Source organism: Leclercia adecarboxylata, from assembly GCF_006171285.1.
In the GTDB taxonomy this organism is placed as follows: Bacteria; Pseudomonadota; Gammaproteobacteria; order Enterobacterales; family Enterobacteriaceae; genus Enterobacter; species Enterobacter barmai.
Genome location: NZ_CP040889.1, coordinates 4164901 through 4191228 on the forward strand (window position 1 = coordinate 4164901; position 26328 = coordinate 4191228).

The 26328-nt window shown below is 55.8% G+C and carries 30 protein-coding genes and 1 pseudogene; 7 read left to right on the forward strand and 24 right to left on the reverse strand.

Going from position 1 to position 26328, the window contains the following annotated elements; genetic code table 11:
* Positions 1–4 precede the first annotated feature (4 nt).
* A complete protein-coding gene (locus tag FHN83_RS21620; protein ID WP_039029149.1) occupies positions 5–241 on the reverse strand; it encodes a DUF1656 domain-containing protein in 237 nt (78 codons plus the stop codon).
* A gap of 188 nt (positions 242–429) precedes the next feature.
* Between FHN83_RS21620 and slyA the strand changes: the two genes are divergently transcribed.
* Positions 430–870: a transcriptional regulator SlyA gene (gene slyA, locus FHN83_RS21625; RefSeq protein ID WP_139564883.1), complete on the forward strand. Its 441-nt coding sequence runs from the start codon at positions 430–432 to the stop codon at positions 868–870.
* Positions 871–906: 36 nt separating this feature from the next.
* Here the strand turns inward: slyA and FHN83_RS21630 are convergent, their stop codons facing one another.
* Positions 907–2265, reverse strand: a complete 1359-nt coding sequence (locus tag FHN83_RS21630; protein WP_039029151.1) for a GGDEF domain-containing protein — start codon at positions 2263–2265, stop codon at positions 907–909.
* A 189-nt stretch (positions 2266–2454) separates the two neighbouring features.
* Positions 2455–2922, reverse strand: coding sequence for an outer membrane lipoprotein SlyB (gene slyB / locus FHN83_RS21635; protein ID WP_039029152.1), 468 nt, complete (start codon positions 2920–2922; stop codon positions 2455–2457).
* A gap of 285 nt (positions 2923–3207) precedes the next feature.
* On the opposite strand from slyB, the gene anmK reads away from it, so the two are divergent.
* From anmK to pdxY, 5 genes are all read left to right on the forward strand, one after another.
* Complete coding sequence (gene anmK / locus FHN83_RS21640) at positions 3208–4332, forward strand: anhydro-N-acetylmuramic acid kinase (protein WP_139564884.1); 1125 nt, start codon at positions 3208–3210, stop codon at positions 4330–4332.
* Positions 4333–4427: 95 nt separating this feature from the next.
* Positions 4428–4751, forward strand: coding sequence for a C-type lysozyme inhibitor (mliC, locus tag FHN83_RS21645; protein WP_039029154.1), 324 nt, complete (start codon positions 4428–4430; stop codon positions 4749–4751).
* 57 nt (positions 4752–4808) lie between these two features.
* Positions 4809–5465 (forward strand): pyridoxamine 5'-phosphate oxidase, encoded by a 657-nt coding sequence (gene pdxH / locus FHN83_RS21650; RefSeq protein WP_039029155.1) that lies wholly within the window; start codon positions 4809–4811, stop codon positions 5463–5465.
* Between the two features lie 126 nt (positions 5466–5591).
* Positions 5592–6866: a tyrosine--tRNA ligase gene (gene tyrS / locus FHN83_RS21655; protein ID WP_139564885.1), complete on the forward strand. Its 1275-nt coding sequence runs from the start codon at positions 5592–5594 to the stop codon at positions 6864–6866.
* Positions 6867–6929: 63 nt separating this feature from the next.
* Entirely contained in the window at positions 6930–7790 is an 861-nt protein-coding gene (pdxY, locus tag FHN83_RS21660) for a pyridoxal kinase PdxY (protein ID WP_139564886.1), read from the forward strand.
* An 87-nt stretch (positions 7791–7877) separates the two neighbouring features.
* Here the strand turns inward: pdxY and gstA are convergent, their stop codons facing one another.
* The 12 genes from gstA to blr form a co-directional block, all read right to left on the reverse strand.
* A complete protein-coding gene (gstA, locus tag FHN83_RS21665; RefSeq protein WP_039029158.1) occupies positions 7878–8483 on the reverse strand; it encodes a glutathione transferase GstA in 606 nt (201 codons plus the stop codon).
* Positions 8484–8591: 108 nt separating this feature from the next.
* Complete coding sequence (dtpA, locus tag FHN83_RS21670; protein ID WP_039029159.1) at positions 8592–10100, reverse strand: dipeptide/tripeptide permease DtpA; 1509 nt, start codon at positions 10098–10100, stop codon at positions 8592–8594.
* A gap of 615 nt (positions 10101–10715) precedes the next feature.
* The gene (gene nth, locus FHN83_RS21675) at positions 10716–11351 is read right to left on the reverse strand and encodes an endonuclease III (protein WP_039029160.1); all 636 of its coding nucleotides are present in this window, start codon (positions 11349–11351) and stop codon (positions 10716–10718) included.
* Positions 11351–12034: an electron transport complex subunit E gene (locus FHN83_RS21680; protein WP_039029161.1), complete on the reverse strand. Its 684-nt coding sequence runs from the start codon at positions 12032–12034 to the stop codon at positions 11351–11353. The genes nth and FHN83_RS21680 overlap by 1 nt, the downstream gene beginning before the upstream one ends.
* Before the next feature lie 2 nt (positions 12035–12036).
* Positions 12037–12657: an electron transport complex subunit RsxG gene (gene rsxG, locus FHN83_RS21685; RefSeq protein ID WP_139564887.1), complete on the reverse strand. Its 621-nt coding sequence runs from the start codon at positions 12655–12657 to the stop codon at positions 12037–12039.
* A 10-nt stretch (positions 12658–12667) separates the two neighbouring features.
* Positions 12668–13720 carry an electron transport complex subunit RsxD gene (gene rsxD / locus FHN83_RS21690; protein WP_139564888.1) on the reverse strand — a complete coding sequence of 351 codons (1053 nt, stop codon included), beginning with the start codon at positions 13718–13720 and terminating at the stop codon, positions 12668–12670.
* The gene (gene rsxC, locus FHN83_RS21695) at positions 13721–15838 is read right to left on the reverse strand and encodes an electron transport complex subunit RsxC (RefSeq protein WP_039029164.1); all 2118 of its coding nucleotides are present in this window, start codon (positions 15836–15838) and stop codon (positions 13721–13723) included.
* The gene (rsxB, locus tag FHN83_RS21700) at positions 15831–16409 is read right to left on the reverse strand and encodes an electron transport complex subunit RsxB (RefSeq protein ID WP_139564889.1); all 579 of its coding nucleotides are present in this window, start codon (positions 16407–16409) and stop codon (positions 15831–15833) included. The genes rsxC and rsxB overlap by 8 nt, the downstream gene beginning before the upstream one ends.
* Complete coding sequence (rsxA, locus tag FHN83_RS21705) at positions 16409–16990, reverse strand: electron transport complex subunit RsxA (protein ID WP_039029166.1); 582 nt, start codon at positions 16988–16990, stop codon at positions 16409–16411. The genes rsxB and rsxA overlap by 1 nt, the downstream gene beginning before the upstream one ends.
* 76 nt (positions 16991–17066) lie before the next feature.
* Positions 17067–17507, reverse strand: coding sequence for a DUF2569 domain-containing protein (locus tag FHN83_RS21710; RefSeq protein WP_039029167.1), 441 nt, complete (start codon positions 17505–17507; stop codon positions 17067–17069).
* An 83-nt stretch (positions 17508–17590) separates the two neighbouring features.
* On the reverse strand, positions 17591–17806 hold the full coding sequence (gene ydgT, locus FHN83_RS21715) for a transcription modulator YdgT (RefSeq protein ID WP_039029168.1): 216 nt from the start codon (positions 17804–17806) through the stop codon (positions 17591–17593).
* A 202-nt stretch (positions 17807–18008) separates the two neighbouring features.
* Entirely contained in the window at positions 18009–18167 is a 159-nt protein-coding gene (gene blr, locus FHN83_RS21720) for a division septum protein Blr (protein ID WP_171029932.1), read from the reverse strand.
* A 244-nt stretch (positions 18168–18411) separates the two neighbouring features.
* Between blr and FHN83_RS21725 the strand changes: the two genes are divergently transcribed.
* Positions 18412–19452 carry an oxidoreductase gene (locus tag FHN83_RS21725; RefSeq protein ID WP_138368844.1) on the forward strand — a complete coding sequence of 347 codons (1041 nt, stop codon included), beginning with the start codon at positions 18412–18414 and terminating at the stop codon, positions 19450–19452.
* 31 nt (positions 19453–19483) lie between these two features.
* On the opposite strand, the gene add is transcribed toward FHN83_RS21725, so the two are convergent.
* The 9 genes and pseudogenes from add to FHN83_RS29025 all read right to left on the reverse strand — a co-directional run bounded on the left by add (position 19484) and on the right by FHN83_RS29025 (position 26150).
* Positions 19484–20485 (reverse strand): adenosine deaminase, encoded by a 1002-nt coding sequence (gene add / locus FHN83_RS21730; RefSeq protein WP_138368845.1) that lies wholly within the window; start codon positions 20483–20485, stop codon positions 19484–19486.
* A gap of 96 nt (positions 20486–20581) precedes the next feature.
* Entirely contained in the window at positions 20582–21754 is a 1173-nt protein-coding gene (locus FHN83_RS21735; protein WP_139564890.1) for a MalY/PatB family protein, read from the reverse strand.
* Between the two features lie 46 nt (positions 21755–21800).
* Positions 21801–23207: pseudogene (gene malX, locus FHN83_RS21740) on the reverse strand (maltose/glucose-specific PTS transporter subunit IIBC); the annotation flags it as partial.
* A 44-nt stretch (positions 23208–23251) separates the two neighbouring features.
* Positions 23252–24532, reverse strand: a complete 1281-nt coding sequence (locus tag FHN83_RS21745; protein ID WP_139564891.1) for a site-specific integrase — start codon at positions 24530–24532, stop codon at positions 23252–23254.
* Positions 24533–24564: 32 nt separating this feature from the next.
* Positions 24565–24813: an excisionase family protein gene (locus FHN83_RS21750; protein ID WP_054830143.1), complete on the reverse strand. Its 249-nt coding sequence runs from the start codon at positions 24811–24813 to the stop codon at positions 24565–24567.
* A 104-nt stretch (positions 24814–24917) separates the two neighbouring features.
* A complete protein-coding gene (locus tag FHN83_RS21755; protein WP_139564892.1) occupies positions 24918–25103 on the reverse strand; it encodes a DUF551 domain-containing protein in 186 nt (61 codons plus the stop codon).
* Positions 25104–25112: 9 nt separating this feature from the next.
* Positions 25113–25352 carry a DUF4222 domain-containing protein gene (locus FHN83_RS21760; protein WP_139564893.1) on the reverse strand — a complete coding sequence of 80 codons (240 nt, stop codon included), beginning with the start codon at positions 25350–25352 and terminating at the stop codon, positions 25113–25115.
* Positions 25315–26034, reverse strand: a complete 720-nt coding sequence (locus tag FHN83_RS21765; RefSeq protein ID WP_139564894.1) for a DNA cytosine methyltransferase — start codon at positions 26032–26034, stop codon at positions 25315–25317. Before FHN83_RS21765 ends, FHN83_RS21760 begins: the two co-directional genes overlap by 38 nt.
* Positions 26031–26150 carry a TraR/DksA C4-type zinc finger protein gene (locus tag FHN83_RS29025; protein WP_419146396.1) on the reverse strand — a complete coding sequence of 40 codons (120 nt, stop codon included), beginning with the start codon at positions 26148–26150 and terminating at the stop codon, positions 26031–26033. Before FHN83_RS29025 ends, FHN83_RS21765 begins: the two co-directional genes overlap by 4 nt.
* Positions 26151–26328: the final 178 nt, after the last annotated feature.

The window sequence follows — 26328 nt, forward strand, 5'->3', positions numbered from 1 at the left end:
TTAGTCACCACACAATCAACAGAACCAGTCCCAGGCATACTGCCAGGACAAACAGTGAAAGATCCATCAGCATGGGATGCCAGATTTCACCGGAATAGATCCAGTCGCGCAGCAAGCGGTGGGTGACAAGCCAGAGAACAAAACCCAGCATCACCGCTTTAAACAGGGGAGGAAAGTAAACCGAGGCACCCACTATCAGATCCTGAAGCGGTAACCCCGTGGCGTTAAGCGTGAAATTCACGTGCCGGTTCCTTTGCAAATGGGGTAGTGGCCAAAAAGCGCGGCCGCATAACGCGCTGGGGCGTCATAACAAAGTGTAAAACAGACTGTCGTCAAGGTTGAATGCAGTATTGCATTTGTTTTGGCAATATAAATGCTGCACACTATTCTAAAATCAGTATAATAACTTAGCAAGCTAATTATAAGGAGATGAAATTGGAATCGCCATTAGGTTCTGATCTGGCCAGGTTAGTACGCATCTGGCGTGCTCTGATTGACCATCGCCTGAAACCTCTGGAATTGACACAGACGCATTGGGTCACGCTGCATAACATTCATCAGCTGCCGCCCGACCAGTCACAGATCCAACTGGCAAAAGCGATAGGCATCGAGCAGCCTTCACTGGTACGTACGCTCGATCAACTGGAAGAGAAGGGGCTGATTTCACGCCAGACCTGTGCCAGCGATCGTCGTGCCAAGCGGATTAAACTCACTGAAAAAGCGACCCCCATCATCACAGAGATGGAGGCGGTCATCAGCAAAACGCGCAGTGAAATCCTCAGTGGGATCTCACCTGCTGAACTGGAACTGCTGATCGCGCTGGTTGCCCGGCTCGAGCACAATATCAATGAGCTACAGTCCCGCGACTGACCTTTAAAAAAGCCTTGCTGATGCAAGGCTTTTTCTTTACCCAAACACCACCACCCGGTTACGCCCGGTCTCTTTCGCCTCGTACATCGCCTTGTCTGCGTACCCGACGCACTCTTCAGCGCTGATTTTCGACGTGGCGGTAAACACCCCCATACTGATGGTGATGGGCTCGGGAAGCTGCCCGTCGGTACTGGCTTTATCAAAGCTGCTCAGTTTTAAGCGGATCCGCTCTGCCACCTGGCGTGCCGCCTCGGGAGGCGTATGGGTTAACAGCAGGACAAACTCCTCTCCGCCGATGCGTGCCGCAACGTCCTGCGGCCGAACCGAATCCATCAGCAGCTGGGCGACAAACTGCAACACCTTATCTCCCTGCAGATGCCCGTAGCAGTCGTTGATGCGCTTAAAACGATCGAGATCGCTGACGATAACCGAGACCGGCTCCGTCGGTTTTACCGTGCGCAGGGCATGATTGAGGGTGTCATAAAAATAGCTGCGATTATAAAGCCGCGTCAGCGGATCGCGAATGGAGTTCTGATAAGACTGCTGATACTTCAGATGCGACTCGCGATAAAGATTAAAGACGTCATACAGCAGAACGAAAATAATCAGCAGCGTGGCGACGGCTTCAAATAACCGGGCGCGATACCAGGAGAGATCTTCCGCGTGCCCACCTAAAAACAGCATCGCAAGCGTGGCGATATAACAGATACATAAGAAGTTACCGCCAATCCAGAACAGGTTACGCACCCGCGTAATACTCATCAGAGTTGCTAATGAAATAACCCAGAGCGCAATAAGCGTGATGTTCGTTGGCTTTTTCCACAGCAACATATATTGCCGGGTTTCATTGTCAACCAGGTCTAATGTTAATAAAGGCGAGTTGCTGGAATAGAGCCAGGCCAGGATCAATATCAGAGCCGTGAAAATAAACATCCCGGAAATGACTGCCACATGGAAAGTGCGTGACAGCGAACGGTTGCGGAGAGCGAAAAGCACGGCCGAGACGATAAACAGCACGGCCATCAGCAGATGGCGGAACGTAAAGTAGATCATGGCGTCGTTGTAGTTAACGACGTCAAACTGATATAGATCCAGCCAGGCCGGGTAGCTGGAGAGTGTGCCCACCATCAGCAGAGCCGAACCGGCGAAGGCGAATGAAAAGGCCATCAGATATAACCGCATCCTGTCACACCAGTATTTCATCGCCATAAAACTGGCAATGAAAAGGTGGAACACCAGTAAAAAGATGGTGAGCATGGGAAACAAAAGCGGTGAAAACGAGGGGATCTTTTCCACCAGTTCATTAAACAGAGAATGTAAGATCCCGATGACAATAAAACAGCCCACAAAGAACTGAACATACTTGTTCTTAATATAATGATTTATCGCAAGCATATATAACTTTAAAATTAAAAATATCGAAGGATTTGCGAATAGTCTCATATGCGCAGGTGTAATACTTTGCGCAGGAACAAGAGATGGAAGTATTAAATATAAGTGCGGTGAATGTATTAAGTGAATATATTCACGTGAGTGCTACTAGAAGAGAACGGACGTGGTCAGGAGACCACGTCCATAACGTTATTAACGCGGAGAAACGGTAACCTGGCTGCCGTTGCTGGCCAGGACTACGCGTTGACCTGCCGCGAATCGGGTGTTGCCCTGCTTCTGGACCACCATAATGGTGCTACCGTCGTCCTTGCGGATCTCCAGCTCAACGCCCTGGGATTTGTTCATCGCACCCTGGACGCCCTGACCTGCAACACCACCGGCTACGGCACCCGCAGCGGTTGCCAGAGAACGGCCTGTGCCGCCACCGACGGTGTTACCGAGGAAACCACCCAGTACCGCACCACCCAGTGCGCCGATCACGTTGTTCTCGTCACCGCCCTGAATCTGTACCGGGCGCGTGTTCACGATGGTGCCATAAGTGACATTCTGAACCTGTTTCGCCTCAGAGGCACTGTACACATCCCCGGAAAGGGAACTGTCATTCACACAGCCAGCCAGAGTAAATCCAACCAACGAAACGGCCAGTACACGTAAAATCATTTGAATCTCCTGTTCACCAAAAACGCTCTTTGAGCATCCGTTATGGCTAAATTATATGGCATCAATAGCCATAAATCCTATCTTTGCTCAAACACAATCAGAATGATACTCGAAACTCAATCAACCATAGCTATACAAGCGACGATATCACCCTGCGGGCGATGCGGATAATTCCTGGAATGATGCCCGGCGCCAGCTATTGTTAAAAAGTATTAGTCCGCCGTAGCATTGATAATCGGTTTATGGTGGAGTGAGTCATCAGCCCATACGGATAAAGGAAAACGGATGAAATCGGGTCGCTACATTGGCGTAATGTCAGGAACCAGTCTGGATGGTGTGGATGTCGTTCTTGCGGCAATAGATGAGAATATGGTGGCGCAGCAGGCAAGCCTCAGCTGGCCTATTCCTCAGCACATGAAACAAGCGATCCTGAATATCTGTCAGGGCCAACAGCTGACGCTGTCGCAGCTGGGGCAGCTGGATACGCAGCTGGGACGCCTGTTCGGTGATGCCGTGCAGGCGTTGATGGATCAGGAGAACCTGCGCCCTCAGGATGTCGTGGCGATCGGCTGTCACGGGCAAACGGTCTGGCATGAGCCGGGCGGCGAGGCCCCGCATACCCTGCAGATTGGCGATAACAACCAGATCGTCGCCAAAACCGGCGTCACGGTGGTAGGGGATTTCCGCCGCCGCGACATCGCGCTTGGCGGGCAGGGCGCACCGCTGGTTCCCGCGTTCCACCATGCGCTGCTGGCGCATCCGACGGAGCGCCGCATGGTGCTGAACATCGGCGGCATCGCCAATCTCTCCTTATTGATCCCCGGCCAGCCGGTGCGCGGTTTCGACACCGGGCCGGGCAATATGCTGATGGACGCCTGGATCTGGCGTCAGGCGGGCAAACCCTACGATAAAGATGCCCAGTGGGCCTGCAGTGGCAAGGTCATTATCCCGCTGCTGCAAAGCATGCTGTGCGATCCCTATTTTGCCGCACCGGCGCCGAAAAGCACCGGCCGCGAATACTTCAACTACGGCTGGCTCGAACGTCAGCTGGCGAACTTCCCGGGCCTGGCTCCTGAGGACGTGCAGGCCACGCTGGCGGAGCTCACTGCCGTTTCGGTGTCGGAACAGGTGTTGCTCAGCGGTGGCTGCGAGCGTCTGCTGGTGTGCGGCGGCGGCGGTCGTAACCCACTGGTGATGACGCGCCTCGCCGGTCTGCTGCCGGGTACGGAAGTGACCACCACCGACAAGGCGGGGATCAGCGGTGACGATATGGAAGCGCTGGCCTTCGCCTGGCTGGCGTGGCGCACGGTGGCGGGCCTGCCGGGAAACTTACCCTCAGTGACCGGTGCCCGTGAAGCCAGCGTCTTAGGTGCTGTTTTTCCAGCGAATCCGCGGCAAAATCAGAGTTAACCGAATTTCGCTTAAGCACGCCGTGGGTAAAAATACCGAAAAAAACGGGAGGGCGTTCGCGCTCTCCGGGACCAAAAAGTCTTCGGAATTTACCCATGAAAAAACTGCTTCTTGCTTTTACCCCCTTCCTGCTGGCGAGCTGTAGCGTCTACAACCAGTTCGTCGAGCGCATGCAAACCGACACCCTGGCCTATCAGTGTGAAGAAAAACCGCTCACCGTTAAGCTCAATAATCCGCGCCAGGAAGTCAGCTTCGTCTATGACAATAAGCTGCTGACGCTGAAGCAGGGGATGTCGGCCTCCGGTACCCGTTACAGCGACGGCGTGTATGTCTTCTGGTCGAAAGGTGACAGTGCGACGGTTTACAAGCGCGATCGCATTGTGCTGAACAATTGTCAGATCGAAAATCCGAAGCGTTGAGATTTTGCAGGGGGCGGCGCACAATAGCGTCACCCATTGTCAACGTCAGCTAACGCCATGTCAGATAACGATGAATTGCAGAAAATCGCGCACCTCCGGCGCGAATACACCAAAGGCGGCCTGCGTCGCCAGGATCTCCCCGCCGAGCCGCTGGTGCTGTTTGAACACTGGCTGAAACAGGCCTGTGAAGCAAAACTGGCCGATCCGACCGCCATGGTGGTCGCCACCGTCGATGAAAAGGGTCAACCCTACCAGCGCATTGTCCTGCTCAAGCATTACGACGATAAAGGACTGGTGTTTTACACCAACCTCGGCAGCCGCAAAGCGCAGCACCTCGAACACAACCCGCGTATCAGTCTGCTCTTCCCGTGGCATATGCTGGAGCGCCAGGTGATGGTCACTGGCACCGTTGAGCGTCTCTCCACGCTTGAGGTGGTGAAGTATTTCCACAGCCGACCGCGCGACAGCCAGATTGGCGCCTGGGTCTCTAAACAGTCCAGCCGCATCTCTGCCCGCGGCGTGCTGGAAAGCAAGTTCCTCGAGCTGAAACAGAAATTCCAGCAGGGCGAAGTGCCGCTGCCGAGCTTCTGGGGCGGTTTCCGCGTCCAGGTCCAGCAGATGGAGTTCTGGCAGGGCGGTGAACATCGACTCCACGACCGCTTTTTATACCAGCGCGATAACGATGCCTGGAAAATCGATCGACTGGCACCTTAATCCCCGAAATTTGTTCTCTTAAGCGCTGGTACAACGAGTGTCAGCGCTTTATTCTATGTACCTTTCGCGTCTGGCGAAAAGTCGTGTACCGGCAAAGGTGCAGTCGTTTTATACATGGAGAATTTGATGGCAAGCAGTAACTTGATTAAACAATTGCAAGAGCGGGGGCTGGTAGCCCAGGTGACGGACGAGGAAGCGTTAGCAGAGCGACTGGCGCAAGGCCCGATCGCGCTCTATTGCGGCTTCGATCCTACCGCTGACAGCTTGCATTTGGGGCATCTGGTTCCTTTGTTATGCCTGAAACGCTTCCAGCTGGCAGGCCATAAGCCTGTGGCACTGGTCGGCGGCGCAACGGGTCTGATTGGCGACCCGAGCTTCAAAGCCGCTGAGCGTAAACTGAATACGGCAGACACCGTGCAGGAGTGGGTGGCAAAAATCCGCAAACAGGTTGCCCCATTCCTCGACTTCGACTGTGGTGAGAACTCAGCGATTGCCGCGAACAACTACGACTGGTTTGGCGGCATGAACGTGCTGACCTTCCTGCGTGATATCGGCAAGCACTTCTCCGTTAACCAGATGATCAACAAAGAAGCGGTGAAGCAGCGTCTGAACCGTGACGATCAGGGCATCTCCTTTACCGAGTTCTCCTACAACCTGCTGCAGGGTTATGACTTCGCCTGCCTGAACGAGCTGCACGGCGTTGCCCTGCAGATTGGCGGCTCTGACCAGTGGGGTAACATCACCTCCGGTATCGATCTGACCCGTCGTCTGCACCAGAATCAGGTCTTTGGTCTCACCGTTCCGCTGATCACCAAAGCAGACGGCACCAAATTCGGTAAAACTGAAGGCGGCGCGGTATGGCTCGATCCGAAGAAAACCAGCCCGTACAAGTTCTACCAGTTCTGGATCAACACCGCGGATGCTGACGTCTATCGCTTCCTGAAGTTCTTCACCTTTATGGACATCGACGCGATCAATGCCCTGGAAGAAGAAGACAAGAACAGCGGCAAAGCCCCACGCGCCCAGTACGTGCTGGCAGATGAAGTGACGAAGCTGGTTCACGGTGAAGAGGGCCTGGCAGCGGCGAAGCGTATCACTGCCAGCCTGTTTAACGGCACCTTAAGCGATCTGAGCGAAGAAGACTTCGAACAGCTGGCGCAGGATGGTGTGCCGATGGTTGAGATGGACAAAGGCGCCGATCTGATGCAGGCCCTGGTGGATTCTGAGCTGCAGCCGTCCCGCGGTCAGGCACGTAAAACCATCGCCTCGAACGCCATCACCATTAACGGTGAAAAACAGTCTGACCCGGAGTACATCTTCACCGACAGTGATCGTCTGTTTGGTCTTTATACCTTACTGCGTCGCGGCAAGAAGAATTACTGTCTGGTTTGCTGGAAATAATCATAAAAGCACAGGGGCGTGGGAAACCACGCCCCTTTATTTTTTCAGGGTTGTGGTAAGAACATGAAGAATATCCTCGCCATCCAGTCCCACGTTGTCTTTGGGCATGCTGGCAACAGCGCCGCTGAGTTTCCGATGCGTCGTCTCGGGGCCAACGTCTGGCCGTTAAACACCGTTCAGTTTTCCAACCATACGCAATACGGCAAGTGGACCGGTTGCGTGATGCCGCCCGCTCATCTTACGGAGATTGTTCAGGGCATCGCCGATATCGACAAACTGAAAACCTGCGATGCCGTGCTGAGCGGCTACCTGGGTTCTGCAGAGCAGGGCGAGCATATTCTCGGTATCGTCCGCCAGGTGAAGGCGGCGAACCCGGCGGCGAAATACTTCTGTGACCCGGTGATGGGCCATCCGGAAAAGGGCTGTATCGTGGCGCCGGGCGTGGCGGAGTTCCACGTGCGTCACGCTTTACCGGCCAGCGACATTATCGCCCCGAACCTTATCGAGCTGGAGATCCTCTGCGAGCACCCGGTGAACAGCGTGGAAGAGGCCGTGGCGGCGTCCCGCGAACTGATTGCGATGGGGCCTGAGATCGTGCTGGTGAAGCATCTGGCCCGCGCCGGATTAAGCCCGGATCGCTTTGAAATGCTGCTGGTAACCAAAGATGAAGCCTGGCACATCAGCCGTCCGCTGGTGGATTTCGGCAGCCGCCAGCCGGTAGGCGTAGGCGATGTCACCAGCGGTCTGCTGCTGGTGAAACTGCTGCAGGGTGCAACGGTGCGTGATGCGCTGGAGCACGTCACGGCGGCGGTGTATGAGATTATGATCGCCACAAAAGAGATGCAGGAGTACGAACTGCAGGTGGTGGCCGCCCAGGATCGTATCGCGAAGCCAGAACACGTCTTTAGCGCGACCCAGCTCTGACAAAAAAAGCCGGGTGGCGCTTCGCTAACCCGGCCTACGGAATCTGTAGGCCCGGCAAGCGAAGCGCCGCCGGGCAAAAAAATCCTCTTACTTCAACCCTTCCGCTTCCAGCGCTGCCGCCACGGCAGGACGCTCCGCCATACGCTGCATATAAGCGTCAATATGGCTTAACCCTTCCATGTTCAGCTTCACGGCGCGTGCCCAGCGCAGGACGGTAAACAGATACGCATCGGCGATGGTAAAGCGCTGACCGCAGATCCACTGCTCATCTTTCAGTGATTCGTTGACGTACTGCAGCTTTTTCTCCAGCAGGGCGCGGACGGTCGGCTTGTACTCTTCCGGAGTATCCGGGCGGAACAGCGGGGTAAAGCCCTTGTGCAGTTCGGTGGCGATGTAGTTCATCCACTCGATGGTCTTATAGCGGGCAATGCTGCCGGTAGGGGCCAGCAGCTGGCGGTCTGCCACGCTGTCGGCGAGGTATTGCATGATGGCAACCCCTTCGGTCAGCAGGGTACCGTCTTCCAGCAGCAGGGCCGGAACCTGGCCTTTAGGATTCACCGCGAAAAAATCATCGCCGTTTTCCAGACGCTTTTTCATCAGATCAACACCGTTAAGGGTGAAGTCTTTACCGCTCTCGCGCAGCGTAATGTGGGAGGCAAGAGAGCAGGCGCCTGGTTTATAGAACAGTTTCATCGGTCACTCCTGTTTACGTAGGTTTACTCTATGTTAGTGCGCCACAAGGTAAAAAAAAAGCCGCTAACGCACAGTTAGCGGCTTCCGTTCAGTCGTTTCCCGATGACATTACGCGGTGGCGGTTTTGCTCGCTTTAGCGGTAGTGTCGTCGTCCTGAGTCATGCGGTTCAGTTTCGGCGCAGTCAGCATCATCAGCGCAGCGATGACCGCGGTGGCGATACCAATCTGCAGGAACACGTCGCCGTAGACATGCAGGGACTGCAGCGGATCGGTCACGTCAGATGGCACGGCCATCAGGTTCGCGATTTTACCGGCGATGATGGCAGCACCGGCAGTGGTCAGGAACCAGCTACCCATGATGAAGCCCATCAGACGCTGTGGAACCAGCTGTGCAACCATCGCGAGGCCCAGACCGGAGATCATCAGCTCACCGATAGACTGCAGCGCGTAGCTCAGGATCAGCCAGTTAACGGAGACGATACCCGCGTCGCTGGCGAACTTCGCACCCAGCGGCAGCACGAGGAACGCACCAGAGCACAGCACCATACCGACAGCAAACTTGTGCGGCATTGGCAGGCGGTCGCCCATCTTGTTGTAGATAGCAGCCAGAATCGGGCTACCAATCATGATCCAGAACGGGTTCAGGGCCTGGAACTGCTCAGGTTCGAACGCGATACCCAGGATAGAGTGCTCAACGTTACGGATCGCGAAGAAGTTCAGAGAAGTCGGCATCTGGCTGTAGAGCACGAAGAAGACAATGGCTTCAACCATCAGGATGAAGGCAACGATCATCTTACGGCGCGCTGCGCCCTGCATAGAGAAAGCTTCTTTCGCGAAGATGCAGACGATACCCAGCGCAACCACGCCCAGCACCGCACGGGCGATACCCTGGTTGTGCAGCAGCCAGGTCGCAATAGCAACCAGCACCACAACACCGACGATAGTTGCCAGCAGTTTGCCTTTCTGCACCGGGGCAAAGTCAGGTTTTGAACCGTAGTCTTTAACCCAGCTGCGGCAGAACAGGAAGTTCACCACGGTAATCAGCATACCGACGAAGCTCAGGGCAAACGCCACGCTCCAGCCGAATTTCGCTGCCAGCCACGGGGTTGCCAGCATAGAGAAGAAGGAACCGATGTTGATGGACATGTAGTACATGGTGAATGCACCGTCCAGACGTGGGTCATCTTTCTTATAGCAGGTAGAAAGCAGGGAAGACGGGTTCGCTTTGAACAGGCCGTTACCGACCGCGATGGTCGCCATACCCATATACACTACGCCGGCATCGTGACCGGACCATGCCACCAGACCATAACCGATAGCCAGAACGATGGCGCCCAGCAGGATGACACGTTTGGTACCCAGCACTTTATCGCCCAGCCAGCCGCCAATCGCGACCAGACCGTACACCAGAGCACTGAAGGAAGAGAACAGCGTGATGGAATCGGCTTCGGACATACCCAGTTGTTTAACCAGGTAAACCGCCATGATCCCTTGCAGACCGTAGTAACCAAAACGCTCCCACAGCTCAATAGAGAAAATGAGATAGAACGATTTCGGTTGTTTGAAAGCGTTAAGACTTACGCTCTCTTCAGCTGGTTTATTGTTTGCAGTAGACACATATACCTCTTTTTTTACATCCCATATTAACGGGGGTGTTCACAGCGTGATGACCGTAGTCCATCCGCTTTATAGTTATAGTGGGAGGGGAAACGGCGGGTAATGTTCACTATCCTGACCCATCTGGCAAGGTGTTTGTAATAGTCTGTTACATTTAACTCTTGCCCTATAATGCGCCAGAAACCTAAATGTTATTTAGCGTTAAATTTTACCGTTGCGTTGAAACTGGTTTTTTTCACTGTCAGTAAGGGGAAAAAATCGCCATGTGGCGATATGTTCTGCTGTAAAAGGTGTTAAGCAGTGATATGGCCTGCATTCTGAAAAATACCCGGACATATCTACGGGCATAAAGGGGATAATTATTGATGCTGTAAGGCCTTGATAGCCTTTTTGACACATAAAATTAACAGCGTGTGAACAGGGTGATCTCGATCACATTTATATAGAAAATTTCGCTGACGAAAAAACAATTAACCTGTTTGATTGTTATATAGCCGCACAATGCGCGAAGCATGCACTTTAGCTCAGCTGGAAAAACTGCAAAAGGCGAGGGAAAAAGATAGTCATGCTTAGTGTAAGGGATTTACATCATGAAAAAACCGTCGGATGACGGTTTCAGGCATCGGTTTTCTCTTTATATTCACAGAGATCTTCAATAATACAGGAGCCGCAGCGGGGCTTACGCGCAATGCAGGTGTAACGCCCGTGCAGGATCAGCCAGTGGTGGCAGTCGACCTTAAACTCCGCCGGAACCACCTTCAGCAGCTTATCTTCAACCTGCTCCACGTTTTTGCCCGGGGCGAAATTCGTCCGGTTGCAGACGCGGAAGATGTGGGTATCCACGGCAATGGTCGGCCAGCCAAAGGCGGTATTCAGCACCACGTTGGCGGTTTTGCGGCCCACGCCGGGCAGGGCTTCCAGCGCAGCGCGATCTTCCGGTACTTCGCCACCGTGCAGTTCTATCAGCATCCGGCAGGTTTTAATCACGTTCTCGGCTTTGCTGTTAAACAGGCCGATGGTCTTGATGTACGACTTTACCCCCTCGACGCCCAGCTCCAGCATCGCCTGGGGCGTGTTGGCTACGGGATAGAGCTTGGCGGTGGCTTTGTTCACGCTCACGTCCGTAGCCTGCGCGGAGAGCAGGACCGCGATCAGCAGCTCAAACGGCGAGGTGAAGTTCAGTTCGGTCGTCGGGTGCGGGTTGTTATCCCGCAGGCGCTGCAAAATAGTTAAACGCTTCTCTTTGTTCATCAGGCCTTCTCAGGGATCCCTTCCTCTGCGCTGCGAGCGGCAGCGCGGCGTTTGCGCTTCTCATCAATCAGGTATTTCACCGCCAGCATCATGCCGAGGCCAATAAACGCGCCAGGGGGCAGCATCGCCAGCAGGAACGGCGTATCGGTGTGGAACACTTCAATGCGCAGGGCTTTGGCCCAGCCGCCCAGCAGCGCGTCCGCGCCGTCGAACAGGGTGCCGTTGCCGAGGATTTCGCGCATCGAGCCCAGCACGAACATCGCTCCGGTTGCCCCCATCCCGATGGCAAAGCCATCAAGGGCGGAAATGAGCGGATCGTTTTTCACCGCAAAGGCTTCGGCGCGTCCCACCACAATACAGTTGGTCACGATCAGCGGGATAAAAATCCCCAGCGACTGATAAAGACCAAAGGCGTAAGCGTTGATCAGCATCTGCACGACGCTTACCACCGAGGCGATGATCATCACGTAGATCGGAATACGAATTTCTGACGGCGTCCAGCGACGCAGGGCAGAGATCGACAGATTGGTCAGGGTCAGCACCAGCGTAGTGGCAAGGCCCAGACCCAGGGCGTTGGTGGCGGTCGAAGTGACGGCCAGCAGCGGACACATCCCCAGCAGCTGCACCAGGGCGGAGTTGTTCTTCCACAGCCCCTGGACAATAACCTCTTTAACCTGGCTCATGATCACTCCTCACAGGCGGGCAGATTGTTAATTTGCGCAGGCAGCGTTTGCGCGTAGACGCCCGCGCGCTTAACGGCATTCACCACCGCTCGCGGGGTGATGGTCGCACCGGTAAACTGATCGAATTCGCCGCCATCTTTTTTCACTGCAAACGCCGGATCGTCAATACCGTGGATGGTTTTACCAGCGAAATGCAAAATCCAGTCGCTTAAGCGGGTTTCGATTTTATCCCCAAGCCCTGGCGTTTCGTGATGCTGAGTCACGCGCGTGCCCAGCACGGTGCCGGAGAAATCGGTGCCGACCAGCAGTTGAATAGCGCCAGAGTAACCGTCCGGGGCCGTCGCTTCCATCACCACGCCGACCGGGGTATCGCCTTTACGGGCAATATAGATACGGTGAGTACCTTTGCCCAGCGCCGGAGCCTGAACAAGGTAGCAGCTCTTCTGCAGTTCGTTGTCGTACAAATCGGCCGGAATAACCTGGTCAAACAGTGCCTTCTGCTGACGGGCCGCCTGTTCATCAATGGTGGATTTGGTTAACCCGTTGACCAGTGCGGTCAGGCCGGTCAGCACAGCGGCAAAGAGCGCCAGGGTCATGCCGTGTTTTTGCATCGTTTTTAACATGACGTATTCCTTAGCGATGGCCGTACACGCGCGGACGAGTGTAGTAGTCGATGAGCGGTACGGTAATGTTCGCCAGCAGCACGGCGAAGGCCACGCCGTCCGGATAACCGCCAAAGCTGCGGATCAGCCATACCAGCAGACCGGCCAGCGCACCAAAAATCAGGCGACCACGGTTCGTGGTGGAGGCCGTCACCGGGTCGGTCAGAATAAAGAATGCGCCCAGCATGGTGGCACCAGAGAGCAGATGGATCTGCGGCGATGCCAGCGACTCCGGCGAGAACGCCCAGCCCAGCCCGGAACAGACCGCCAGAGTGACCAGGAAGCTCACCGGGATATGCCAGCGGATTGCTTTCTGCCACAGCAGAAACAGCCCGCCCGCCAGATAAGCGAGGTTAACCCACTGCCAGCCTGCGCCCGCCAGCACACCGCTGTAAATCGGGTACTGCAGGATCTGCTCCACGCTATGACCCGCGTGCAGGGAGGTTTTGAAGGTATCGAGCGGTGTTGCCTGGCTGATGCCGTCCACGCCCATGCGCAGGCTGTTCATATCAGCGCCGCTGGCGGTATGGCCAGAGAAGATCACCTGCACGGCATCCAGTAAACCTGGCACCGTTGCGGCGATGTCATGCGGCGGCAGCCAACTGGTCATCTGCACCGGGAAGGAGATCAGCAGCACCACGTAGCCAATCATCGCCGGGTTAAAGGGGTTGTGCCCCAGGCCGCCATACAGCTGCTTGGCGATGATCACCGCAAATACGGTGCCGAGCACCACCATCCACCAGGGGGCGAAGGGGGGAATACTGATAGCCAGCAGCAGACCGGTAAGCAGGGCGGAGTTGTCCGCCAGAATTTTGCTTACCGCCATTTTACGCAGCTTAAGCACCAGCGCTTCAGCCGCCAGGGCGCTGACACAGCCGAGGATAATTTGCAGCAGCGTACCCCAGCCGAAAAACCAGAACTGAACGGCAATGCCCGGCAGCGCGGCCAGGCAAACCAGCATCATAATGCGCGATGTCTGGCGCTGGTTATGGGTATAAGGGGAGCTTGCGATTCTGAAAACCATTTAATCCTCGTTAACTGCCTGCTGTGCGGCTTTCTTCGCCTGAACGCGCGCGATGGCGGCAGCAACTGCCGCCTTGCGTGGATCGTCATTGGCTGCCGGTTCTTCTTCCTGCTGCGCCGCCTTGCGTGCTTTGGCACGAGCGATGGCCGCCTCGACCGCGGCTTTACGCGGATCGACAGGGGATTTTTCTTCCGGGGTCGTTTCCGGCTGCGCCGCTTTACGGGCTTTGGCGCGGGCAATGGCCGCTTCGACCGCGGCTTTGCGTGGGTCGACCGGCGTCTGTTCGATCTGAATGTCGTCCGGCTGCGCCGCTTTGCGGGCTTTCGCGCGGGCAATCGCCGCTTCGACGGCGGCTTTACGTGGATCGACCGGAGCCGGTTCGGCCTGGCTTTCTTCCGGCTGGGCCGCTTTACGGGCTTTGGCGCGGGCAATCGCCGCTTCCACCGCCGCTTTACGCGGATCGGCTTCCGGCTGCGCTGCGGCTGCCTGGGCTTTTTCTGCCTGCCGCGCCCGGGCCTCGGCTTTACGCGCTTCGCGGGCGGCAATCATCTCGCTGTTATCCGGGCGCTGACCTGCCGGGATCACCACATCTTCGGTAGCAGTGGCTTTCTTCTCGCGCACGCGGGCCAGGGCGGCGTTGATGGCGTCCTGATCTTTCGCCGCAGGCTGAACCGCGGCTTTCTTGTGGCGCTCCTCGCGGGCGGCTTTCTCACGCTCAAGACGCTGCTGGCGCGCTTCAAAACGTGCTTTGGCTTCGGCAGCACGCTTCTCTTCCTGGGCGATGGCGTAAATTTCGGCTTTCTCGACGCGGAAATACTGCACCAGCGGAATATTGCTCGGACAAACCCAGGCGCAGGCACCGCACTCGATACAGTCGGCGAGGTTGTGGGATTTTGCTTTGTCGTGGATCTGCCCTTTGCTGTACCAGTACAGCTGCTGGGGCAGCAGATCTGCCGGACAGGCGTCGGCGCAGGCGCTACAGCGAATGCAGCCTTTCTCTTCCTGCTCTTCGCCCATTTCGCTGGCGGACGGTGCCAGCAGGCAGTTGGTAATTTTTACGACCGGGACATCGAGCCACGGCAGGGTAAAGCCCATCAGCGGCCCGCCCATGATCACCATCTGCTCAGCGCTCGGGCAGAAACCGGCCTGATCGAGCAGGTGGCGGACAGGAGTGCCGAGACGCGCCCAGACGTTGCCCGGACGGCTGACGGCTTCACCGGTGAGGGTAACGACGCGCTCGGTGAGCGGTTCGCCGTCAATGACCGCACGTTTCACGGCATAGGCGGTGCCGACGTTCTGCATCAGCACGCCGATATCAGACGAACGACCGCCGTGGGGAACCTGCTTGCCGGTTAAGATCTGGGTCAGCTGCTTCGCACCGCCCGAAGGGTATTTGGTCGGGATCACGCGCAGGCCGATGTCGTGGCTACCCGCCAGCACCGCACGCAGCATGGAGATGGCCTGCGGCTTGTTATCTTCGATGCCGATCAGGACTTCCTGCGGCTGCAGAATGTGCGCGAGGATACGAATACCCTCGACGATTTGCGCCGCGCAGTCCTGCATCAGACGATCGTCCGCTGTAATGTAGGGTTCGCACTCGGCGGCGTTGATGATCAGGGTCTTAATCTTATCGCCGCCGCCCTGCAGTTTGTTGCCGGTCGGGAAGCCTGCGCCGCCCAGACCGGCGACGCCGGACTGATGGATGCGGGCGATCAGCTCTTCCCGGCTGTGGCTGCGGTAGTCGCTCCAGCCGTCGCGCTCGATCCAGCGATCTTCGCCATCGGCTTCAATCACGATGCACATTTCAGACAGCGCGGAAGGGTGGGCCACCGTATGGGGGGCAATCGCCACCACGGTGCCGGAGGTCGGGGCATGTACAGGCAGCATACGCCCGCGCCCGAAGGTCAGGGGCTGGCCGCGTAACACGCTGTCGCCGGGCTTCACGCACAGCTCACCCTCAGCGCCGATGTGCTGTTTCAGAGGGATAATAAAACGGTTGGCCAGCGGTATCTGGCGCAGCGGCGTGCCGCTGGACTGGGTTTTCATCTCCGGCGGGTGAATACCGCCGTCGAAATCCCAGATCTTCTCTTTTCTGAAGGCAGAAAATAACTTAAGCATGTCGTTCCACAGGAATAATGCGCACCGGAATGGTCTGAAGATCCCATTTCCAGCTGTCAGTTGTGGTTGCTACCGGGCGTAACTCAATGCACTGGGTCGGGCAGGGGGCAACACAGAGGTTACAGCCGGTACACAGATCTTCCATCACGGTATGCATGGCGCGCGTGGCGCCCACGATGGCATCCACCGGGCAGGCCTGAATACATTTGGTGCAGCCGATGCAGTTGGGCTCATCAATCACCGCCAGCATGCGCACCGGCTCCTGGGCGCTTTCGTCACCGTCGACCGGCTGGGGTTCCACGTTCAGCAGTCCGGCAATTTTGAGCATTACCGCTTCGCCGCCAGGGGCACAGCGGTTAATTTTCTCGCCGCCGGTGCCCACCGCCTCGGCGTAAGGGCGACAGCCAGGGTAGCCGCACTGCCCGCACTGGCTTTGCGGCAGCAGCTCATCAATTTTCTCGACAACCGGATCGTCCTCCACCGCAAAGCGGCGTGAGGCGTAACCGAGAATAACGCCAAACAGCAGCCCCAGAACGCCGAGGACAGCAATGGCAATCCAGATTGCATTCATTACAACTTCACCAGACCACTAAAGCCCATAAAGGCCAGAGACATAAGACCGGCGGTAACCAGCGCGATAGCGTTACCGCGAAACGGTGCCGGGATATCGGCCGCGACCAGGCGTTCGCGGATCGCCGCAAACAGTACCATCACCAGCGAGAAGCCGACCGCTGCGGAAAAGCCGTACAGCGCCGACTGCAGGAAATTGTGCCCAAGGTTAATGTTGAGCAGCGCCACGCCGAGCACAGCACAGTTGGTGGTGATCAGCGGCAGGAAGATGCCGAGCAGGCGGTAGAGCGCCGGGCTGGTTTTACGCACCACCATTTCGGTGAACTGCACCACCACAGCGATAACCAGAATAAAGGCCAGCGTGCGCAGATAGGTCAGACCAAGGGGGATTAAGATCCAGGTATCTACCCACCAGGCGCAGATCGAGGCCAGGGTCAGCACGAAGGTGGTTGCCAGCCCCATCCCCATCGCCGTTTCCAGCTTTTTGGAGACGCCCATAAACGGGCACAGGCCAAGGAACTTCACGAGAACGAAGTTGTTTACCAGCACCGTGCCGACAAAGAGCAGTAAGTAATCGGTCATTATTTAGCCTGACATAAAAAAGCCGCCTATTATCGGATAAACCGCCGCAGGCGACAACAGGTTAACTGTATGGTTATTACGGGTTCACAAAGGTGTTCTTCACGCGTGCCGAGCGCTTAAAGTAGGGCACAAACAGCGCGGTCACCAGCAGTGGGAAGAGAAGTTGTCTCAGCGCCAGCGCATCGGAGACCGGCGAAAAAGCGAAGGCCTTCACGGCCAGCAATACGGAGACAAGCAGCCAGATAATATAGTGCTTAGGCACACTGCGGCGGCGTTTGAAAAACGCAATGGTCAGCCACAGCGTGTAGTACCACATGGCAATCGCGAAGGCGAAGGAAATAAACCACATGACAATAGCAGTCGTATTTTGCGCACCAAGCGTCTTTAACGCGTGCGGCGTAATTAACGCAGTAGAGTAAAGTACCAGGGCCAGCGAGGCACTTAATAATGCAACCAGCAGCCAGGCAAGCGGAGCAAGTAACCAGCCGCCAATTCTTTCTCCAGCCGTAGTGGTCATGTTCTCTCCCGAAGTCATTAAAGCGCGAACCGCAAATTAGCAGGGGCGAGAGTATATAACATTTCCGGGGAATGAGTATCCTTTTAGAGCACGTAACGCCACACTGACTTAGGCACTTCGCCGACGTTGAACAGGCGTCCACCAGAGACCAGCTCTGCGCGACGGTGATCGGCGGCGCGGTACATGCTGATAATCTCCTGATTATCATTCAGGGTATAATTCAGATGATCAAAGAGCTTTTCCAGACTTTCAAGGGAATTAATTTTGCGAAACTTTAATAAATAGTCCTGAACTGTCATTTTAATAATTTTCCATATACGAGTGAGTAATACCAAAGGAGTAATTCGGTCGAATAATAAACGGTTCAAATAAGACGTAAACATTTTGCAGAAACGCATCGGCAAAATTAAGAATATTCTTTGCTGACGAAATCAGGCGTCGGCCGACGCCTGGCGAAGAAGGGTAACGCTGTTCATGACGGCTGGCAATAAGCAACTGACATCATATGTCACTATTTTTGATCAGTGCATGAGGCTTGGCTTGATTGACCGTATTCACCGGTTCTGGCGGCTGGTAGTTATCAATATGGCTGGCAATGCCCAGCAATATCACCGACACGCCCAGCACAATCCACCCTGCTAACTCGATAATTCGATTAATTATTGTCGTCATGATTCGTTATTTGTTTTATCCATAAATACAGATCCAGAATTTTACAGCGCGCTATGCCTTCCGGCAAGCGCTTTGCATTGATGTTTTACGATTGTATTCAGCGAGTTATAAATGTTAATCAGAAATTACTGATTGCTTGTGTTGCTTTAAAGCGAGGAGTGCCAGATTAATCTATTGTGAGGTGAGAAGAGATAGTGTGAAATATGAGTGTCAAAAGATGAGAGGCGATTTCATGAGCGACAAAATCCGTGTTGGATTAATAGGTTATGGTTATGCGAGTAAAACGTTTCACGCCCCGCTGATTGATGGCACTCCGGGGATGGAGCTGGCAGCAATTTCCAGCAGCGATGCGACAAAAGTCCACGCCGACTGGCCAAACGTGCCGGTGGTTTCCGAGCCGAAGCATCTTTTTAACGATCCGACTATCGATCTGATCGTCATCCCGACGCCGAACGACACCCACTTCCCGCTGGCGAAAGCGGCCCTGGAAGCAGGCAAGCATGTGGTCGTGGACAAACCGTTCACCGTGACGTTGTCACAGGCGCGCGAGCTGGATGCGCTGGCGAAAAGCCTGGGTAAACTGCTCTCCGTGTTCCACAACCGTCGTTGGGACAGCGATTTCCTCACCGTTAAGGCATTGATTGCCGACGGCTCCCTCGGGGAAGTGGCATTCTTTGAATCCCATTTCGACCGTTTCCGTCCCCAGGTGCGTAACCGCTGGCGTGAGCAGGCGGGCCCGGGCAGCGGCATCTGGTACGATCTGGCCCCGCATCTTCTCGACCAGGCCGTTAACCTGTTTGGTCTGCCGGTGAGCCTGAACGTCGATCTGGCCCAGCTGCGTCCTGGCGCGCAGGCGACGGACTATTTCCATGCGGTGCTGAGCTACCCGCAGCGTCGCGTTGTGCTGCACGGCACCATGGTGGCCGCGGCGGAATCCGCGCGTTACATCGTCCACGGCACCCGCGGCAGCTATGTGAAGTTTGGTCTCGACCCGCAGGAAGATCGTCTGAAGAACGGCGAACGTCTGCCGCAGGAGGACTGGGGTTACGACATGCGTGATGGTGTGCTGACCCGCGTCGAAGGCGAAGAACTCGTGGAAGAGACCTGGCTGACGCTGCCGGGCAACTATCCGGCCTATTACGCCGGTATTCGCGATGCGCTGAACGGCGACGGGGAAAACCCGGTTCCGGCCAGTCAGGCGATTCAGATTATGGAGCTGATTGAGCTGGGTATCGAGTCGGCGAAACATCGCGCGACTCTCTGTCTGGCATAAAAAACAACGCCCGGCAGTGCCGGGCGTTTTCTTATCCGCGTGCGACCTTGTCGCGCAGCGCCTGCTTCTCGGCCGGCGTTAAAAATGCCATCTCCAGCCCGTTGATCTGCGCCTGGCGGATCTGCTCCCGGCTCAGTCCTGCCAGCGAGGCAGCCACGTTGTACTCATGAATGATATCCACACCCTGAACCGCCGGATCGTCGGTGTTCAAGGACGCCAGTACCCCATGCTCGAGGAAGGTTTTCAGCGGATGGTGCGCCAGCGTCGCCACGGTGCTGGTCTGAATGTTGGAGGTTAAACAGGATTCGATCCCGATGCGCTGTTCGGCGAGGAAATCCATCAGAGCCCTGTCTTCCACCGCCTTCACGCCGTGACCGATTCGCTCGGCACCCAGCTCACGAATAGCCTGCCAGATGCTCTCCGGACCCGCCGCTTCACCGGCATGCACGGTGATGTGCCAGCCAGCATCGCGGGCGCGGTTGAAGTGGGAAAGGAACAGGCTGCCCGGGAAGCCCAGCTCATCGCCGGCCAGATCCACCGCGGTAATACCGTCCCGGTGCGCCAGCAGGGCTTCAAGCTCCTGCAGGCAGGCGGCTTCGCCGAAGGTGCGGCTCATGATCCCGATCAGACGCGCTTCAACGTTAAAGGTTTTGCACCCTTCGCGAACCCCTGCGATCACCGCTTCTACTACACCGTCGACCGGCAAGTTATGGGTCATCGCCATATAGCCTGGGGAGAAACGCAGCTCGACGTAGTGCAGACCGTTGCGCGCGGCATCTTCGATATTTTCAAAGGCGACGCGACGGCAGGCGTCCAGCGAGGCGAGAACTTTTACCCCCCAGTCGAGTTTGCTCAAAAAGCTGACCAGATCCGGCTCGTTTTCCGTAACCTGCACATGCGGGATCAGTGTCTCCAGGGTTTGTGCGGGCAGGGTTAAATTATACTGACGACCAAGGTCCAGAATGGTCTGGGCGCGGATGTTGCCGTCAAGGTGGCGGTGAACGTCAGTTAGCGGGAGGGTGGTATCAATCATGGTCGCACTCTTTATTAGTAGAAGTGCGACACATTATAAAAACAAAACCGATGAAAAAGCTATTTGCGCAAGATAAATATCCGTTGCGCAACAAAATCACCGCAGGGCGTTGATCCCGGCAATCAGGCGTTCGACGCCTTGCTCCAGCTTGCTGCGCGGGCATCCGGCGTTAAGGCGGATAAAACCGTTACCCTCTTCGCCGTAAGTATAGCCCGGCATAATCGCAACCTTTTGCTGCTCAATCAGCACCTTTTGCAGCGCCTTGTCATCAATGTTGAGCGGGCGGAGATCGACCCACGCCAGATAGGTCGCTTCCGGCGGCTGCCAGTTTAACGCGGGGAAGGCGGCGTTGAGCCTGTCGGCCACATACTGCAAATTAGCCTCCAGATACCCGCGCAGCGCATCCAGCCAGGCCTCACCCTGCTCATAAGCGGCAATGTGCGCCACCAGCGCCAGTACCGACGGCGAAGAGAGCCCGTCGCGCCCCTTCAGCGCCTGAAGATAGGCCGTGCGGCTGGCCTCGTCGCCGATAAGCCCGTAAGCCCCGGTGAGGGCGGGAATGTTAAAGCTCTTGGAGCCGGAGGTCAGCAGGGCCCATTTGCTGCGGGCCACCTCGCACCACGGGGTATGCCGGTGGTTGCCCCAGACCATATCCATATGGATCTCATCGCTGATCACCGCTACGCCGTAACGCGCGCACAGATCCGCCATGGTGTTCAGCTCATCCCGGGTCCAGACCTTGCCGGTGGGGTTGTGCGGGCTGCAAAGCAGTAAAACAGTGTTCTGCGGCTGGGCCAGCACCGCTTCCAGTTCCGCCATGTCGCACTGCCATCCCGCAGGCGCTTTATGCAGGCCAACGGAGACCACCTGACGCTGATTGCCCGCCACGGCATTGTAAAACGCGTCGTAGGCCGGGGTGTGGATCACCACGCCGTCGCCGGGCGCTGACCACTGGCGGATCAGCTCCGACACCATATAGATCACCGACGGGCCGTAGACGATGGCGTTGGTGTCGATGGTGCTGTTAAAGCGCTGGCGGAACCAGTGTGCCACCGCGGCAAGGAATTCGTCGTTTTTCCAGCGGCTGTAGCCAAACACCCCGTGGCCGATGCGCGATTGCAGGGCCTCGATGATGCAGGGGGCGGTGGCGAAGTCCATATCCGAGATGGTAAAGGGCAGCAGATCGGCGGCGCCGAAGCGGTCCGCAATGTAATCCCACTGGGTACACCAGGTGCCGTGACGATCCACGACGGCTGAAAAATCAAACATAACGTGTCCTTAAAAGAAAACCCCCTCAGGTGAGGGGGCTGAGGCATCAGGCTTCTACTGTACGCATCAGGGTCGCCAGCTCATCTTTCACTGACTGTACCTGCGGGCCGATCACCACCTGCAAATTGTGCTGGTTAAGCTGCACTACGCCGATGGCGCGGTTGGCCTTCAGGGCGTTGGTATCCACTTTGGACATGTCCGCCACCGACAGACGCAGACGGGTGATGCAGTTGTCCAGCGAGGTAATGTTATCCGCACCGCCCAGCGCCGCGAGGATTGCCGGGGTATTGTAGCCAGATTTGCCGGTGACGCCTGCCACGGCCTGTTCCACGCTTGCCGCGTTATCGATATCGCGTCCCGGCGTTTTAAGGTTAAAGCGGGTGATGGCGAAGCGGAAGATGCCGTAGTACACCGCAAACCAGATAGCGGCCACTACCGGTACCAGATACCACTTGGTCGACAGACCGTGCAGAATACCGAACACCACGAAGTCGATCACGTTGCCGTCGGTGTTGCCGATGGTTACGCCCAGCACCGCCATGGTGGTGAAGCCCAGACCGGTCAGCACGGCGTGAATCAGATACAGCACCGGCGCCACGAACAGGAACAGGAACTCGATCGGCTCGGTGGTGCCGCCAACCACGCAGGCAATAACGCCGGAGATCAGCAGGCCTTTAATCTTATGACGGTTTTCCGGACGGGCGCAGTGGTACATTGCCAGTGCGGCACCCGGCAAGCCACCGAGGAAGGCAGGCATTTTACCCTGGGAGAGGAAGCGGGTGGCGCTCTCCGAGAAGCCGTGGGTGGTCGGGCAGCTCAGCTGAGCCTGGAAGATGGTCAGCGCGCCGCTCACATCGTGACCGCATACGTCCATGGTGCCGCCCGCTTCGGTGAAGCGGATCAGGGCGACAAGAATATGCTGGAGTCCAAACGGCAGCAGCAGGCGTTCCCCGGTGCCGAAGATCATCGGACCGAAATCCCCCGCGCTGTTAATGATACGGCCAATGCCGGTAATGCCCATGGCAAAGACAGGCCAAATCAGCGGAATGATCAGACCAAACAGACCCATTACCACGAGGGTGATAATCGGCACAAAGCGGGTACCGCCGAAGAAGGCCAGCGCGTCCGGCAGGCGGATATTGTGGAAACGCTCGTGCAGCATCCAGATGATCACGCCCGCGATCACCGCCCCGAGGATCCCGGTATCAATAGACTGAATACCAATCACGCTCTGGATGTTATTGGCTTTGAGTACCGCCGCGTCGGTGGTCGGCAGAATACCTTTCGCGGTCAGCCAGAAGTTGACCGCCAGGTTCATCACCGCATAGCCAACGAAACCGGCAAACGCCGCCACGCCCTTGTTTTCACGGGCCAGCCCCAGCGGGATAGCGATACAGAACATCACCGGCAGGAAGCTAAAGGCAAAGGAGCCGACCTTGCTCATCCAGATGAATCACGATTGAAGTGATATTGATATGTTAAATCAGATAGTTAAGGTTATGCGGTTTTTCTATGGGGCATCAGTGGGGCATTTTGAGTAAATGATGCGTTCAAAATGCCCACCTGGTCATGGTTATTCTCGGTCATCCATTTGCCGTAAACCGTGAATAGCATTTGCGCTGACGAATGGCCCATCTGGTGCGCAACGAAATTTGGGTTCGCTCCGGCGACCAGTGCCCAGCACGCATATGTGTTTCTTGTTTCATAAGACCGTCTTTGCCGGACGCCTGCACGACGCAGGGCAGTGCGCCAGGCTGAATTAATGGATCCAGGAACGTAGCACATCGTCTTCTTACCATTCATTGAAGTAATGGACGGCGAGAATATAAAGGTGCATTCATCGGTTCTCTTTTTTTTGTATTCCCGTAGGCTGACGCTTACCTTGTGGGATGCCATCATTCTGGTCAGTGGCATTTGCGCCTTGAGGGCATCAATTGCTGGCTGGGTAAGCTGTATGGTTCGAATTCCGGCGTTGGTTTTTGGCAGGGTGAAGTTACCCTTCAGGGAATAGTTCCGTGACACCGTAACAGTCCAGTTAACAGTATCCACATCCTCCCAGGCTAACGCGCTTAGTTCGCCGTGCCTGACGCCTGTATTTACCGCAAAGATAACCATATTCTGAAACTGCAGCGTTGGGCAGGCCGCAACCACTCGCTGATACTCATCAGAAGTAAGTGGATCTGGAACGGGCCTTTCTTTTGCAAGTGGGGTGATGCCTGCCATCAGATCGGTTTTCAGATAGCCACTTTTGAAAGCAAAGCCCAGCATCCCGCCAAGACATGCCATATAGCTATTAACTGTAGGAACGCTTCTTCCCTTTTTTGGTGGATGATTTAGGCCATGTCTGGTCTTCTGCCAGCCGTTCAGTAGCTCCTTCCTGGCACTAAGGATATCTTCAGTGTTCAGGCTACCGATGTACCTGTTCTCACCAATTGTTTCGATAGTGGTTGTGAGGTGGCAATCGTAACGCCTCAACGTCCCGAGACTAAGCTCCATCTCCTTAAGCCCAAGCCATTTCGATTTCAGTTCAAGTAGTGAGATTTGCTTTCTGACGGTACTGAATTTCTCTGAGTTCGATGAATCCGGGAATTGTGAGGCATAGTTGAATGTGCCTGTCTTTATCGCAAAGCAGACCGAAGCCCGAAGCTCACCTGCCATTTTCCTGTTTTTCGGCGTGTCAGGAACGCCGAGATTTTCCCTGACACGCTTCCCCTGATATATGAACCATATGCGTAACGATTCTCCATGAACCTCTACGCCTGTTGGGTATGCTGCCATAATCATTCCTCGTTTGATGTGCCAAAGGACATTTAAGCAGATATTCTCCGGCGTTTCGCTGGGCTTTGGTGCTCGATCCAGTGGTTTATCTCATCGCGGTTATACATGATTGGGCTGTTTTGCTTGGGTGCCATATCAGGTGAAACATGACGATAATGCTTTCCCTCCATCCAGGTTGACCGGCGGGCATGCTGAATCATGTGCTTTGACATGCCGGTTGTCGCAGTTAAAAGTTCCTCTGTGACCCATTTATTCGGTACCAGCTGAATAATGTCGCTCATGGTTTTCTCCAGGCAAAAGAACCCGGCACTATGGCCGGGAAAGGGGGATAACGTGGCAGTGCATTCGCACCCAATAGCCAGCTCATAACTGGCTATCAGTTGCGTCATGTGGCCGGTGGCTCAGGTAGTGGCTGCCAGTGGGTGATGTTCTGGATATCATCGAAGAAATCACCATCATCCCAGGTCATCGCTCTGTTCAGCGCCGCGATGTATCGGCTTCCATCGTCAGAACAAACCAGCACCTCGACATACTGATCTGGCATCCTGTCGCTACACTTAATCCAGTCCATAATCTCTCCTCAATGCATCTGCATGGCTCTCAGCCGTTTAATGTGCTCGCTCGTCTCCAGTTCGGCGCGGATCTGCTCCGCCTCCCGGTGGTCGAGCGGTTCGAAATCGTTATTAAGTCGGTAGATTGATGCGTAACCAATCCTGCCGTTTCTTCTGTAGCGCACGACATCATTCCTGACCCCTTCAATGATGACGGGCCACCCATGACGATCAGCGAATATCTGGCCGCGCTGGATTAGTTTGAACATTGGCTGACTCCAGATGCTGATGGTTAGCGTCAAAAACCGCTCTGGCAAATCCGCGAGGCGTGAGGGAGCGGAGTTGCTTGGTTTTAGGTGAGTTGCCGCCTAATGACTTCCACCCCCAAAAACAACCGATGTTTATCGGGCCTGGCCTTCTCTCAGGCATGACAAAACCACCTCCGGCCCAAATGCACGTTTTCTTTGTGTAACCGTCACAGACTGGCATTTTCGGATGATAAGATCCCTCGGCGGGGTGAAGATGTGCCCCGTATTCGTGTGGGTCAAAGTAATAATCCGGCTTGCGCCAGTGGGTCGACATTTTTCCCACCGGATTCTCCACCATCCACGCTGCGCCAAACCCCTCAGCCATTTTCTCCACCATCTGCGCATGCTCCACTGACGCCAGTGACGTATGCCCCTCATGCTTTGCGCCCGACACGGCTAAATCCGTGCAATCAGGGAAGGCGAAAATCATCTGCGGCTTGGGGATTCCTGTCAGCTCTGGCTTATATGGGAAATTCTGGCTAATCCAGCAATTCACGTAGCGCAGATTTTCATGCTTCATTTTGACGTGATAAGCACCGTGATTCCCCTCGTCAGCGTTAAAGCAGTAAACCGTATGCCCTGCCTCAGCCCATGGCAGGCCCATGATTCCAGAGCCGTCAAACAGTGACCAGATAACCATCATCCCGCCCTCTGCTTATTCCGCAATTCCTGCTCACCATGACAATCAACGCACATCGTGCATCCCGGATACGCTTTCCGGCGAGCCTCCGGCGAGCCTCCGGCAACTCTTCTTCGCACTCAACACAGTGCGTTGCCGATACCGCATCACGGTTAATCCGGTGAGCACTCAACGCAGCATTACGCTGCAACTCTTCGACGGCTGATGCGTCGTCTGCAAAATCTGCCATGGTCAGCGCTCCCTGAACTGTTCATTGATGCGGCTGACGGCAAACGCCAGCAATAAAAAAGGCCGCAT